This window comes from Streptomyces sp. NPDC031479, assembly GCF_055581065.1.
The window spans coordinates 1-13,799 of sequence record NZ_JBVIKC010000058.1 but is presented as its reverse complement, the minus strand read 5'-3'; the positions used below and the strand labels follow the sequence as shown (position 1 = coordinate 13,799).

Annotated in this window: 14 protein-coding genes; 7 read left to right on the top strand and 7 right to left on the bottom strand. The window is 69.4% G+C overall.

Annotated elements, in window-relative coordinates; all coding sequences use genetic code 11:
- Positions 1–34: 34 nt before the first annotated feature.
- On the bottom strand, positions 35–187 hold the full coding sequence (locus ACZ5D2_RS36645; protein ID WP_371675451.1) for a universal stress protein: 153 nt from the start codon (positions 185–187) through the stop codon (positions 35–37).
- A 263-nt stretch (positions 188–450) separates the two neighbouring features.
- On the opposite strand from ACZ5D2_RS36645, the gene ACZ5D2_RS36640 reads away from it, so the two are divergent.
- Together ACZ5D2_RS36640 and ACZ5D2_RS36635 are read left to right on the top strand one after the other, a co-directional pair.
- Complete coding sequence (locus tag ACZ5D2_RS36640; protein ID WP_371675452.1) at positions 451–813, top strand: SAV_915 family protein; 363 nt, start codon at positions 451–453, stop codon at positions 811–813.
- A gap of 18 nt (positions 814–831) precedes the next feature.
- Positions 832–1,020, top strand: coding sequence for a hypothetical protein (locus ACZ5D2_RS36635; RefSeq protein ID WP_371681425.1), 189 nt, complete (start codon positions 832–834; stop codon positions 1,018–1,020).
- 64 nt (positions 1,021–1,084) lie between these two features.
- On the opposite strand, the gene ACZ5D2_RS36630 is transcribed toward ACZ5D2_RS36635, so the two are convergent.
- The 6 genes from ACZ5D2_RS36630 to ACZ5D2_RS36605 all read right to left on the bottom strand — a co-directional run bounded on the left by ACZ5D2_RS36630 (position 1,085) and on the right by ACZ5D2_RS36605 (position 9,714).
- Positions 1,085–3,022: an APC family permease gene (locus ACZ5D2_RS36630; RefSeq protein ID WP_371675453.1), complete on the bottom strand. Its 1,938-nt coding sequence runs from the start codon at positions 3,020–3,022 to the stop codon at positions 1,085–1,087.
- A gap of 276 nt (positions 3,023–3,298) precedes the next feature.
- Positions 3,299–4,537: a serine hydrolase domain-containing protein gene (locus tag ACZ5D2_RS36625; protein WP_468935569.1), complete on the bottom strand. Its 1,239-nt coding sequence runs from the start codon at positions 4,535–4,537 to the stop codon at positions 3,299–3,301.
- A gap of 66 nt (positions 4,538–4,603) precedes the next feature.
- Positions 4,604–4,981: a DUF1048 domain-containing protein gene (locus ACZ5D2_RS36620; protein ID WP_371675455.1), complete on the bottom strand. Its 378-nt coding sequence runs from the start codon at positions 4,979–4,981 to the stop codon at positions 4,604–4,606.
- 2 nt (positions 4,982–4,983) lie between these two features.
- On the bottom strand, positions 4,984–5,316 hold the full coding sequence (locus tag ACZ5D2_RS36615; RefSeq protein WP_371675456.1) for a PadR family transcriptional regulator: 333 nt from the start codon (positions 5,314–5,316) through the stop codon (positions 4,984–4,986).
- 111 nt (positions 5,317–5,427) lie between these two features.
- Positions 5,428–7,578, bottom strand: coding sequence for a potassium-transporting ATPase subunit KdpB (kdpB, locus tag ACZ5D2_RS36610; protein WP_371675457.1), 2,151 nt, complete (start codon positions 7,576–7,578; stop codon positions 5,428–5,430).
- Between the two features lie 252 nt (positions 7,579–7,830).
- Positions 7,831–9,714 carry an APC family permease gene (locus ACZ5D2_RS36605; protein ID WP_371675458.1) on the bottom strand — a complete coding sequence of 628 codons (1,884 nt, stop codon included), beginning with the start codon at positions 9,712–9,714 and terminating at the stop codon, positions 7,831–7,833.
- Between the two features lie 244 nt (positions 9,715–9,958).
- On the opposite strand from ACZ5D2_RS36605, the gene ACZ5D2_RS36600 reads away from it, so the two are divergent.
- The 5 genes from ACZ5D2_RS36600 to kdpB (ACZ5D2_RS36580) all read left to right on the top strand — a co-directional run.
- Positions 9,959–10,351: a hypothetical protein gene (locus ACZ5D2_RS36600; RefSeq protein WP_371675459.1), complete on the top strand. Its 393-nt coding sequence runs from the start codon at positions 9,959–9,961 to the stop codon at positions 10,349–10,351.
- 88 nt (positions 10,352–10,439) lie between these two features.
- Positions 10,440–10,595 (top strand): hypothetical protein, encoded by a 156-nt coding sequence (locus tag ACZ5D2_RS36595; protein ID WP_371675460.1) that lies wholly within the window; start codon positions 10,440–10,442, stop codon positions 10,593–10,595.
- Positions 10,592–10,681 (top strand): K(+)-transporting ATPase subunit F, encoded by a 90-nt coding sequence (gene kdpF, locus ACZ5D2_RS36590; protein ID WP_114055407.1) that lies wholly within the window; start codon positions 10,592–10,594, stop codon positions 10,679–10,681. Before ACZ5D2_RS36595 ends, kdpF begins: the two co-directional genes overlap by 4 nt.
- Before the next feature lie 6 nt (positions 10,682–10,687).
- Complete coding sequence (gene kdpA, locus ACZ5D2_RS36585) at positions 10,688–12,352, top strand: potassium-transporting ATPase subunit KdpA (protein WP_371675461.1); 1,665 nt, start codon at positions 10,688–10,690, stop codon at positions 12,350–12,352.
- On the top strand, positions 12,349–13,799 hold a 1,451-nt coding region (gene kdpB, locus ACZ5D2_RS36580), incomplete at its 3' end, for a potassium-transporting ATPase subunit KdpB (protein WP_468935560.1). The genes kdpA and kdpB (ACZ5D2_RS36580), both read left to right, overlap by 4 nt.

Here is a 13,799-nt window from a genome sequence, read left to right as displayed (position 1 = left end):
ACGAAATACCGGAGCTGCGGCGGTGGGCCGCTTCCTACGTGGCCTGGAGCGGGGACGGGGGTACGGTCAGCACGGGACAGGGCGCGTGCGCGAGGACGTAGCGGGCTGTGGAGGGGCGGAGCGGTCCGCGTGGGCCCGAGCCGACCGCGAGCAGGTCGTCCGGGTCGCGTGCGACGTCGACGAGCACGGCTCCCGCCGTCCGGAGCCTGCCACGCCGGCACGGCGCACAGCTCGACCCTCCGAAGCCGCTCCGCCGCGGTCGGCCGCGATTCTGACGCGTTGCTGACGCCTCGCGTCCCCGGCCGTCAGCACTCCCTATGAACCGGCCTGCACCGTCAAGATCCCGTCAGAGGCGGACCACGGGGACAGCTTTCGAGTGGCCGCCCCGGGCCGCCTCCCCGCACCCGGGGCACCATCCTTCTCCGCTCACGGCTCCCCCAGGAGGGCCCCATGTGCCTGTTCCAGTACGACGACGACCCCGAGCCCGAGGAACGCGTCCCGGCCGGACTGCTCCACGTGCCCGTCCGGCCGGGAACTGCCGAGGTGGTGGTCCGCCTGTTCCGCACCCCGCTGGGTGCGCGGACCGCGGTCGGGTTCACAGACCCTGACCGACTGACGGCCACGCTCGGCGCGGAGCACCCGTGGATCAGGATCTCCGAGCGGGCGCTCCGGGCGATGTCCGAACCGCTCGGGGTGGAACTGCTGACCGTGGATCCGACGTTCACCGCACCCGCGGTCACCCGGTCCGTCACCAGTGGTTCCCCCGCGCTCGCCCCGAAGCCTCGGCGAGCCTCTTCGGCCTCGGCCGCGTGAGAAGGGAGACCCCGTGCGATGACCACCGCTGTCATTTCGGCCTCGGCATCGGGTACGGAAGACCTCTCCGTCTGGCCGGCTTCCACGACCCGGCTCGCGGCCGGCGGCCGCCTGGGGGGCGGCCGGATCGTGATCGACAGCCCTTCGGAGATCGCCCGCATCGCCGCCACCATCGGGCCGGACGGCCGCCAGAAGAACCCCGGCTGATCGGCCGCGCCTCCGCGGCCGCACCCCGTACGACCACGTCCTGTCGGCTTCCTTGCGCCGCCCGTCAGCCGGCGTGCACGTGCGGGCGGCGGCTGCGGTCCGGTTCGGCTTCGCGGATGACCTCGCGGGTGACGGGGGCGACCTCGCCCTGGCCGAAGAGGAAGAACCGGAAGAAGTTGGCCATCGGGTTGCCCTCGGTCCACTCGAAGTAGATGTGGGGCCGTTGGCCGGTCTCGTCGCGGACGTGGAGCAGGAGGGCGGCAAGGGCGTTGGGGATGCTGGAGCTCTCCAGGGTGAGGACTCGGTAGCGGTCGTGGAGGACTTCGCCGCGTACGCGCATGCCGGACTCGAATTCGGAGGCGTCCAGGACCGTGACCTCGACGAACACGACGTCGTCCTCGGCCGGGATGTCGTTGTCCGCGCGGATCTGTGCCTTCTTCTGCCGGTACTCCTCCAGGTCCCGATTGTCGGGCTCGTTGGCGATGAACCGGATCGTGCGGTTGGCGGTGTCGCGGATGAACCGCTGCGCCATGTCGTCGAACTCGATGTGCGTGACGCGCAGCTCGAAGACCCGGGCCAGGCGCGAGAGGAGGGAGAGCGCCATGATGCCGCCGATGAAGCAGGCACCGATCTTCACGCCGTCCGGGCGCTCCACGACGTTGACGGCGGTGGTGTAGATGAAGACGGCCGAGATGATGCCGAAGCCGATGGTCCAGCCCCGTTCCCCGGCCCGGCGGGCCGCGATGGTCACCGCGACCGCCGCCGAGGTGATCAGGACCAGGACGCCCGTGGCGTAGGCGCCGCCCTGGGCGTCGACGTCGGCGTTGAAGATCCAGGTCACGAGGAACGCGACGAGGGTGAAGACGATGACCATGGGGCGCAGGGCGCGGGCCCACTGCGGGGCCATGCCGTAGCGGGGCAGGTAGCGCGGCATCAGGTTGAGCAGGCCGGCCATCGCGGAGGCTCCCGCGAACCACAGGATGCAGATGGTCGAGATGTCGTAGACGGTGCCGAAGGCGGAGCCGAGGTACTCGTGGGCCAGGTAGGCCAGGGCGCGGCCGTTGGCTTCGCCGCCCGGCTGGAACTGGGCGGCCGGGATCAGCAGGGTGGTGATGAGGCTGGAGCAGATCAGGAAGACACTCATGATCACGGCCGCCGTGGTCAGCAGCTTCTTGGCTCCGCGGATCCGTCCGGCGGGCTTCTCCTCGGTGTCCGCGGGGTCGCCCTCGACGTGTGGCATGACCGCGACGCCGGTCTCGAAGCCGGACAGGCCGAGCGCGAGTTTCGGGAACACGACGAGCGCGATGGCGATCATCATGAAGGGGTTGCCGTGCTCGGCGGTCAGCGCGGTCGTCCAGTCGGTGATGACCTGCGGCTCCGTGAACACGTTCCACAGCCCGACCGCCACGACGATGACGTTCAGGCCGAGGTAGGTGGCCACCAGGACCACGGCGACGCCGATGGCCTCGCTGAACCCCTTGAGGAAGACGCCGCCGAGCAGCGCGATCAGGATCAGGGTGATCAGGACCTCGTGGCCGTGCAGGGTGCTGGTGAGGTGCGGGTTCTCCACCATGTGCGCGGTCGCGTCGGCGGCGGAGAGGGTGATGGTGATGAGGAAGTCGGTCGCCGCGAACCCGAGCAGGGTCAGGACGAACAGCTTCCCCTTCCAGAACGACAGCAGCTTCTCCAGCATGGCGATGGATCCCTCGCCGTGCGGGCTCTCCTCGGCCACCCGTCGGTAGACGGGCAGCGCGCCGAAGAGGGTCAGCAGCACGAGCACGATGGTCGCCAGCGGCGACAGCAGACCTGCCGCGAGGAACGCGATGCCGGGCTGGTAGCCGAGGGTGGAGAAGTAGTCCAGACCCGTCAGGCACATCACCCGCCACCACGGCCGGCCGTGCGGCTGGGCCGCCGCCTCCTTGGCGGCGGGCGAACTGTTCTCGGCGGTCAGGCCTTCCAGCATCCACGCGCGCAGGCGCGAGGAGCGGGCAGGGGTGGCCATGATCGGGCGCTCCTGTCGTACGGCGTGGATTCGGCCATCGGAGTCGACGGCTGGGCCAGCGTACGCAGCGAGAACTCAGCCAATACGTCTATAGCCCCGCCTGACGGAATCCTGACGCCCTCTTAACGCCTTTCCTTCCGATGGCGTAGCGAACGCGCTCACGCTTGGAGGCGGAACCCGCACGTCGGGTGAGGAGACAGGCAGGCGGCGAAGACGCGAACCTGGTCGAGGCCTTCCGTGGAGATGTGCCGGGGCGACCTCGACCAGGTCGACAGGTCAATCGTCGATCGCCCGGTAGAGGGTGGTCCAGAAATCGTTGATGGCCCACGCCGAATCAGGAGTGGACATCCCGGTCTGGGTGAGGAGGATGCCGACGAGCCCGTTGGCCGGGTCGGCGTACGTGGTGGTGCCCGTTCCGCCGTCCCAGCCGAACTGGCCGACGGGCGCGTAGTCACCTCGGTACGTGCGCACCGCCATACCGAAACCCCAGCCTCCGTGCTGCCCCTGGCCGTGCGACAGGTGGACGAGGTCGCGGGCGCGCTCTTCCCGGTCGGCCAGCTGCGCGGCGGGGAGGCGGTTGGTCGTCATGAGCTCGACGGCGGGCCGGGACAGGATCCGCCGGTCGCCGTGCGTCCCGTGGCCCAGCAGCATCCGGAAGTAGGCGTGGTAGTCGTCGACGGTGGAGTCGAGTCCACCGCCGCCCGACTGGAACGCGGGGGGCCGGCTGTGGTGTCCCCCTTCGGCCGCGTCCGCCACGACGAACTCGCCGGTCTGCGGATCGGGAGCGTACAGGGGCGGCAGCCGGTCGATCTTGTCGGCGGGCACGTGGAAGCCGGTGTCCTTCATCCCCAGCGGCTCGAAGACGCGCTCGCGCAGGAATGCCTCGAACGACCGGCCGGTGACCCTGGCCACCAGCACCCCGAGCACGTCGTCGCCGACGTTGTACAGCCACCGCTCCCCGGGCTGGTGCATCAGCGGGAGCGTGCCCAGGCGTCGCATCCACTCGTCCGGTTCCGGGGCCGGCAGCAGCCACCCGTCCTCCTGGCCGTACACGCCCCGCTCGAAGAATGCGCCCATGATCGGGGAGGTCGGCGCAGTCATGTCCAACCCGAGCCCGAGCGTGGAGGTGAGCAGGTCCCGCACCGTGATCGGGCGCCGGGCCGGCACAGTGTCATCCAGGGGGCCGTCGGCCTTCTTCATGACCTGCCGGTCGGCGAGCTCTGGCAGCCACCGGTCCACCGGGTCGTCCAGCCGTATTCGGCACTCGTCGAGCAGGACCATCGCCGCGGCGGACGCTACCGGTTTGGTCGTCGAGGCCATCCGGAAGATCGTGTCCCGGCGCATCGGCGGGCCTCCGCCGTGGCGCATCGTCCCGATCGCTTCGACGTGGGTCTCCTCGCCCCGGCTCACCAGGGCGACGAGTCCGGGGATCTTCCCGGACTCCACGTGCCCCCGCAGCACCTCGCTCAGTCTGCGCAGTCCTGCTTCGGAGAAGCCGTTGTTGCCTTGTCCCACCGTGAAACCCCCTGTTGGATCCTGCGAAACCATTCCGGTACGGAGCTCGTGTGCGTGCCGTCGCCGTCAGACCGCCCCGTCCGCGTCGACTGCGGCCTGCTCGATGTCCTCGGTGAGCCGCTTGCGCGCACGGGCGGGGACGTAGCCACCGTCCGAGTAGTTCTGCGCGAAGGTCTCGGCGAACTCCACCGGGTCCTCCCCGACGATCTCGCGGATCGACGTGCCGTCCGCGGCGGCCTGTTCGAACAGGTCCGCGAGGTCCTCGAACATCGACGCGTTGCTGTCGGCGTCGACCGGCACGAAGTACATCAGGTGCCGCTCGATCGCCTCGACCGCCGCGCGGTGACCGCCGGGCAGCTCCTTGACGCGCGCCTTGTACGCCCTCCACCGCTTCTTGGGCCCGATCACCCTCGCGATGATCCCGCTCTTCTCGACGTCGGACATGACTACTCGCCCTCCCCTTCGCGCAGCTGTTCCAGTCGTTCCGCGAGGAAGCTCCAGGTCCTCCAGAACTCTTCGAGGTATTCCCGCCCCCGGGCGTTGAGGGAGTGCACCTTGCGCGGTGGCCCCTTCTCCGAGGCGACCTTCTCCACATCGACGAGACCACGCTTCTCCATCCTGACGAGCAGCGCGTAGACGGTCCCTTCGGCGATGTCCGAGAAGCCCTGCTCCCTCAGGCGTGCCGTGATCTCGTACCCGTAGGCGGGCCTGCCGGCCAGGGACGCGAGGATGATGCCCTCCAGCGTGCCCTTGAGCATCTCGGTCAGCAGCTTGGCCACGGAACGCCTCCCCTCTGAGCTATCAAGCGTCGTTGAGTACCGGTACACCGTAACGCTGACTACCGGTACTTAGCAAGACGCACTAGCAGCGGGAAGGAGGCGGCCCGGAACTCATCCCATGCCGGGTATGTAGGAGACCAGCAGGTCGATGAGCTTGATCCCGACGAACGGCAGCACGAGCCCGCCCACGCCGTAGACGCCGAGGTTGCGGCGCAGCAGGTCGTGAGCGGAGGCGGGCTTGTAGCGGACACCGCGCAGGGCGAGCGGGATGAGGGCGACGATGATCAGCGCGTTGAAGATGATCGCCGAGGTGATCGCGGACCGGGGGCTGCTCAGTCCCATGATGTTGAGGGCTTCGAGGCCCGGGTAGGCAGAGGCGAACATCGCGGGGATGATCGCGAAGTACTTGGCGACGTCGTTGGTGATGGAGAAGGTGGTCAGGGCGCCGCGGGTGATGAGGAGCTGCTTGCCGATCTCGACGATGTCGATGAGCTTGGTGGGGTTGGAGTCCAGGTCGACCATGTTCCCGGCTTCCTTGGCAGCCGAGGTGCCGGTGTTCATGGCCACGCCCACGTCGGCCTGGGCGAGGGCAGGGGCGTCGTTGGTGCCGTCGCCGGTCATGGCGACGAGCTTGCCGCCGGCCTGCTCCCGCTTGATGAGGGCCATCTTGTCCTCGGGAGTGGCCTCCGCCAGGTACTCGTCGACGCCGGCCTCTTCGGCGATGGCGCGGGCCGTCAGCTCGTTGTCGCCGGTCACCATGACCGTGCGGATCCCCATCTGGCGCAGCTCCTCGAACCGCTCCCGGATCCCCTCCTTGACCACGTCCTTGAGGTGGATGATCCCGAGCACCCTCGGCCCGTCCCAGTCGTGGACCGCCACCAGCAGGGGCGTGCCCCCGGACTCCGACACGGTGGCCGACCAGGCCACCGCTTCCGCCGGTACGGTGCCGCCGCGCATCGCCACCCAGTCGCAGACCTGCGCCACCGCGCCCTTGCGGATGGCACAACCGGCACCGTTGTCCCAGCTCAGGTTGACGCCGCTCATCCGGGTCCGGGCGCTGAACTCGGTGAACCGCGGGTTGCTGAGGTCATCGGCGGTGGCCGGTCGCAGTCCGTACTGCCGGGCGAGGGCCACGACGGATCGGCCCTCGGGCGTCTCGTCTGCGAGCGAGGACAGCTGAGCGGCGTCCGCCAGCTTGATGTGGTCCACGCCGGGCAGGGGGACGAAGGCCGCGGCCTCACGGTTGCCGAGGGTGATGGTTCCGGTCTTGTCGAGCAGCAGGGTGTTCACGTCCCCGGCGGCCTCGACGGCGCGTCCGCTCATGGCGATGACGTTCCGCTGGACGAGCCGGTCCATGCCCGCAATCCCGATCGCCGACAGGAGGGCGCCGATCGTGGTGGGGATGAGGGTGACGAGGAGGGCGACCAGGACCGTCGTGGACTGCGCGGCGTGCGCGTAGGCGGCCATCGGCTGGATGGCGACGACCACCAGGACGAAGATGACGGTGAGAGCGGCCAGGAGGATGTTCAGCGCGATCTCGTTCGGGGTCTTCTGCCGGGTGGCGCCCTCGACGAGGGCGATCATCCGGTCGATGAAGCTGTTGCCTGGACGTGAAGTGACCCGTACTACGATCGAGTCGGACAGCACGGTCGTGCCGCCGGTGACCCCGGACCGGTCACCGCCCGATTCCCGCAGTACGGGCGCCGATTCGCCGGTGACGGCCGACTCGTCCACCATCGCGGCCCCGTCGACCACGTCACCGTCGGCCGGGATCGGCTCTCCGGCCTCGACGAGCACGAAGTCGAAGGGTTGGAGCTCGGCCGGCGTGACCACCTCCGTCTCGGACCGGTGCAGGTTCGCCCCGTACGTCCAGTGGTTCAGCCGTACCGCGACCGTGTCCGTACGCGCCTTGCGCAGCGACTCGGCCTGAGCCCGGCCCCGGCCCTCGGCAACGGCCTCGGCGAGGTTGGCGAACAGGACCGTCAGCCAGAGCCAGACGCTGATCACCCAGGTGAAGACGGACGGGTGGATGAGGGCCGACAGCGTGGTCAGAACGGATCCGACGGCGACGACGAACAGCACCGGCTTCTTCACGAGTTCGCGGGGATGGAGCTTGCCCACGGCCTCCCGCGCGGAGGCGGCGAGGAGCTCGGGGTCCACGACGTTCACCTGGCCGGAGCGTTTCCGGGACGGTCGGTTGGTCGGGGTGCGCGGAGGTGTCCCGAGACCCGGAGGAACGTGCTGCGCGGCGGCGGGAGGCATGAAGCGACCTTCTGGATGGGTTCGAGGTGGCAGCCCTGGCAGCTCGTGGCCAGAGCGCGGGAGGGGGTGTCGCCGCCGGGGACTTCCTCCATGGACCCCCTCGGCCGTCATGTGAGTGTTTGCGAGGTCCCCGGCGGCGCAACAGGCAGGAAACTACTGCCCCTCTCACCTCAAGCGCCCATCCCGGCACGGGATTTGCCACCTCCTTGACGGCGGGCGCACGAGACCCGTCAATCCGCCGTCAGAGGCGCGTCAACGCGCCTCGGCCGTAAGGCGGAAGCGCAACCGGCAGATCACGGCGTCGGTGTCGCGGCGGACCGCGTGGGCGACGACGGAACCGCGCTGGTTCTGGAGCAGCCGCTGCCACAGGTGGGCGGGTTCGGTCTCCGGGATCAGGACGGTCACCTGCGCGTCCTGACGTGTCTGGGTCAGCTTCCGCACGTAGGCCGACAATGGACGGCCGAGCGAGCGGGTTTCCGAGGCGAGCTCGATCAGTTCGACGCCGGGCTTCCACAACTCCCAGTCACGCCTCAGGGCTTCAGCCGCATCACGGTCCTCGGGAGACGGATGGGTGACGGTCACGGCGAGGACTTCGTCGCCGAGTGAGCGGGCGGCCGTGAGGGCCTGGCTGGTCAGGCGGGACAGGCCGGAGACCGGGACCACGACCACGGAGCGGGACCGGTGCGGGGGCCGCGGGATCCGGCCGAGCTCCAGGCGTTCGCCGATCTCCGTGTACGCGCGGTGGATCTTCTCGAAGCCGAGGACGAGCAGCGGCAGCGCGACGACGATCAGCCAGGCGCCCTCGGTGAACTTGGTCGCGGTGACGACGACGGCCGAGACACCCGTCAGGAGAGCGCCGAAGCCGTTGAGCGCCGCCTTGGCCTGCCAGCCGCGCGGCCGCTCCCCGTACCAGTGCCGGACCATGCCCACCTGGCAGATGGTGAAGCCGACGAAGACACCGATCGCGAAGAGCGGGACGAGGGTGTTGGTGTCGCCGCCGGAGAAGACGAGCAGGAGGGCGGAGACGAGGGCCAGCCAGACCACTCCGTGGCGGTGGACCTGGCGATCGGCCTTGAGGGCGAAGACGTGGGGCAGGTGGTTGTCGCGGGCCAGCAGGCTCATCAGCACGGGCAGACCTCCGAAGGAGGTGTTCGCGGCCAGCGCCAGCAGCACCATCGTGGCGAACTGGACCACGTAGAAGGCGGCGTTGTGCCCGAAGGAGGCGTCCGCGAGCTGCGCGAGGACGGTGACGCCCTCGACCGGCTGGAGGTGGAAGCGCCCGATGAGGGTGGAGAGGCCGATCAGCATCACGCCCAGGAGCGCGCCGAGGGCGACCTCGGTGCGCTGGGCCCGGCGGGCGGCCGGCGCCCGGAAGGACGGCACTGCATTGGCGACCGCCTCGACTCCGGTCAGGGCCGAGCACCCGGCGGCGAAGGCCTTCAGCAACAGGAGCGCCCCGACGGCGGTCGCGCCCTCGCCGAGGGCCGAGGCGTGCCCGGTGGCGGACGCGGTGCTGACGGGACCGTCGCGGAAGAGCCCGACGACGACCATCGCGAGGATCGACCCGACGAACACGGCGGTGGGCACGAGGAACGCCTTGGCGGATTCCACGACCCCGCGCAGGTTCACGGCGGTGACCAGCACCAGGACGCCCAGGCAGATCCATACCCGTTCCCCGTACAGCTCGGGAAACGCCGAGGTCAGGGCGGCCACACCGGCCGTGACGGACACGGCCACGTTCAGGACGTAGTCCAGGATCAGCGAGGCCGCGGCGACCAGACTCGTCCGCCGGCCCAGGTGGCGCTTGGCGACCGCGTACGAACCGCCTCCGTCCGGGAACGCGGCGATCACCTGCCGGTACGAGGCCACCAGCACCGCCAGCAGCGCGGCGATCGCCAGGGTGACGGGGAGGGTGAAGCCCAAACCGTAGGCACCGGCCGCGGCCAGGACCAGCACGATCGACTCCGGCCCGTACGCCACGGACGCCATCGCGTCCAGGGACAGCGCGGCCAGCCCCTGGAGAGCGGTCAGCCGATGGCGGTCGTCTGCCGCCGGTGTCCGTACGCCGGTATCAGGAGGTTCCTCCGTGCCCGGGGCCTGTCCTGCCGCGCTCGGCTTTCCCATGTCTATCGACATCTTTCGCTGTTCCTCCGTTGGACAAAGTGAGGACAGCGTCCGAACGCCATGGCCGGATCGCCAGTGTTCTTGGCGTTATCCATACGACCGCCACGCCAGTCTTCACGCGCCCTTGATGGCCGGCCGGGAAAGTCGTATGAGGTGCGTCAAGACCTCGCAGGGGCGGGTGGCTGCACCTCCAACGGGGGCAGGGTTGAAAGGGGCATCACCCCACCCCCTCGGAAATGGGGGAAGGTTCAGATGGATGCGGAGAACGTGGTCGGAGGGAACCGCCCGGCTGGCCGAGGACGGCCGCTCGCCGGAGGCGGTGGTCGAGTACGTGCGCAGGGAGCTCGTCGGGCTGCTGGAGCTGCGCGGCTGCCGCTTCGAGTACGGATCCCTGATGGGCAACCTGCCGCGTCTGGAGCATGACGGCGGCGTCTGGCTGCACCGCCCGGGCCGGGTGACGGAGTACACCGACTGGCCGGACGGCAAGACCGAGCTCCGGGTCGTGGGCGGCGGACACTACTACGGCCGCTTCCTGCTGGATCCCCACCCCGGGCCGCTGCCTCCGGAACAGGACCGCTTCGTGGCCGTCGCGCTGGCCGCGCAGGCCGGCTCCGCCCTGGACACGGCCGGCCTGTCCCACCAGGCCTGACCGGTCCTTTTCAGGCACTTCCCGTAAGGACGGCGTCAAGAGTTCCCGCGGGCCCGTATGGACCTCATCAAGGTGTCTTAACGCCGGGATGAAGACACGGTTATCTCGTCATCGGCCATCTGGCCGATTCATTTCTTCCCTCTTCATCCAGGAGCTCACGGTGGCCGATCTGGCCTTCGTCGTCACCACGGTCGCGGTATTCGCGCTGGTGGCTCTCATCGCCCGAGGGGTGGCCAAGCTGTGACCGTCGAAAACATCGTCGGCCTCGCCGTGGCCGTCTCCCTGCTCGGATACCTCGTCCTCGCCCTCGTCAAGCCGGAGAGGTTCTAGCCACCGATGAGTCCCGTTCTCGCTGGTGTGCTCCAGCTCCTCGCACTGATCGCCGCGCTCGCGCTGGCCTACCGCCCCCTCGGCGACTACATGGCCAAGGTCTACTCCTCGGAGAAGCACTACCGCCCGGAGAAGTGGATCTACAAGGCGATCGGCGCCAATCCGACCGCCGAGATGCGCTGGCCCGCCTACCTGCGCGGCGTCCTCGCCTTCTCCGCGGTGAGTGTGCTCTTCCTCTACGCCCTCCAGCGCGCCCAGGGCATCCTGCCCGGCTCGCTCGGCTTCTCCGCGATCGACCCCGACCAGGCCTTCAACACCGCCGCCTCCTTCGTGGCCAACACGAACTGGCAGTCGTACTACGGCGAGCAGGCCATGGGCCACGTCGTGCAGACCGGCGGCCTCGCCGTACAGAACTTCGTCTCGGCCGCGGTCGGCATGGCCGTGGCGGTGGCCCTGGTACGGGGCTTCGCGCGCTCCCGCACCGGTGAACTCGGCAACTTCTGGGCCGACCTGGTCCGCGGCACCGTCCGCATCCTCCTGCCCATCGCCGTCCTCGGCGCGATCGTCCTCGTCGCGTGCGGCGCGATCCAGAACTTCGCCGGCATCCACGAGGTCGGCCAGTTCCTGGGCGGTACGCAGCAGTGGAACGGCGGGGCGGTGGCCTCCCAGGAGGTCATCAAGGAGCTGGGCACGAACGGCGGCGGCTACTTCAACGCCAACTCCGCCCACCCCTTCGAGAACCCCACCCCCTTCTCCAACCTCTTCGAGATCTTCCTGATCCTCGTCATCCCGTTCGCGCTCACCCGCACGTTCGGCCGGATGGTCGGCAACCTGCGCCAGGGCTACGCGATCCTGGCGACGATGGCGACGATCTGGCTCGGCTTCACGGCCCTGATGATGTGGACCGAATTCGCCCACCACGGCCCGGCGTTCGAGGTCGCGGGCGGGGCGATGGAGGGCAAGGAGACCCGCTTCGGCGTCGGCGCCTCCGCGATCTTCTCGGTCGCCACGACGCTCACCTCCACCGGCGCGGTCAACTCCTTCCACTCCTCCTACACCGGTCTCGGCGGCGGCATCCAACTGCTGGGCATGCAGCTCGGCGAGATCGCCCCCGGCGGTGTCGGCTCCGGTCTCTACGGCATGCTGGTCATGGCGATCATCGCGGTGTTCATCGCCGGCCTCATGGTCGGCCGCACCCCGGAGTACCTGGGCAAGAAGATCGGCACCCGCGAGATCAAGTTCGCGGCCTGCTACATCCTCATCACCCCGGCGCTGGTGCTGTGCTTCACCGCCGCGGCCATGGCCCTGCCCACCCCGCCGCACTCGATGCTGAACTCCGGGGCGCACGGCTTTTCCGAGGTCCTCTACGCCTACACCTCGGGCGCCAACAACAACGGCTCCGCCTTCGCGGGCCTGAACGCCGACACGCAGTGGTTCAACACCACCATCGGCCTCGCCATGCTGCTGGGCCGGTTCCTGCCCATGGTCTTCGTCCTCGCGCTGGCCGGCTCGCTCGCCGAGCAGAAGCCCGTCCCCGAGACCGCGGGCACGCTCCGTACCGACAAGCCGCTCTACACCGGCCTCCTCGTCGGCACGATCCTCATCGTCACCGGTCTGACCTACTTCCCCGCCCTCGCGCTGGGGCCGCTCGCCGAAGGGCTCGCATCATGAGCACCGCCACTCCGACCCGTGCCCCGCACGAGAACCTGCCCACCGGACACAAGCCGCCCGCCGGCCGTGTCGGCGGGGGCCTGTTCGACCCCAAGCAACTGCTGAAGTCCTTCCCGGATGCGGTGAAGAAGCTCGACCCCCGCGTCATGATCAAGTCGCCGGTCATGTTCGTGGTCCTCGTCGGCTCGGTGGTCACCACCGTGCTGGCCCTGAAGGACCCGACGGACTGGTTCGGCTGGGCGATCACCGCCTGGCTGTGGCTGACCACCATCTTCGCCAACCTCGCCGAGGCCGTGGCCGAGGGCCGCGGCAAGGCCCAGGCGGACACCCTCCGCAAGGCCAAGACCGACTCCGTCGCCCGCCGCCTGACCACAGACGGCATGGGCGAAGAACAGGTCCCGGGCACCGAGCTGAAGATCGGCGACCTGGTGGTCTGCGAGGCCGGTGACGTCATCCCCGGCGACGGAGACGTCATCGAAGGCGTCGCCTCCGTCGACGAGTCCGCGATCACCGGTGAGTCCGCCCCGGTGATCCGGGAGTCCGGCGGCGACCGCAGCGCGGTCACCGGCGGTACGAAGGTCCTCTCCGACCGGATCGTCGTCAAGATCACGACGAAGCCCGGTGAGACGTTCATCGACCGCATGATCGCCCTGGTGGAGGGCGCGGCGCGGCAGAAGACGCCGAACGAGATCGCGCTGAACATCCTTCTCGCATCCCTCACGATCGTCTTCCTGCTGGCGGTCGTCACCCTCCAGCCCTTCGCGATCTACGCCGGCGCCGAGCAGTCGATGATCGTGCTGACCGCGCTGCTGGTCTGCCTGATCCCGACCACGATCGGCGCGCTCCTGTCGGCCATCGGCATCGCGGGCATGGACCGCCTCGTGCAGCGCAACGTCCTGGCCATGTCCGGCCGGGCCGTCGAAGCCGCGGGTGACGTCTCCACCCTCCTGCTCGACAAGACGGGCACCATCACCCTCGGCAACCGGCAGGCCGCCGAGTTCGTCCCCGTCAAGGGCACGACGGAGGCCGAGCTGGCGGACGCCGCCCAGCTGTCGTCCCTCGCGGACGAGACCCCCGAGGGCCGCTCCATCGTCGTCCTGGCGAAGGCTAAGTACGGGCTGCGCGAGCGCCACCAGGGCGAGCTGGAGCACGCCGAATGGATCGCTTTCACCGCCCAGACCCGTATGTCGGGCGTGGACGTGGACGGCAAGCTGACCCGCAAGGGCGCGGCCGGATCGGTGATCACCTGGGTCAAGGAGCAGGGCGGCCAGGTCTCCGACGACGCCGACCTCCTCGCCAACCGCATCTCCGAAGCCGGCGGCACTCCGCTGCTCGTCGCCGTCAAGGACGGGAAGGGCGCCCGGGTCCTGGGCGTCATCCACCTCAAGGACGTGGTCAAGGAGGGCATGCGCGAACGGTTCGACGAGCTGCGCCGCATGGGCATCAA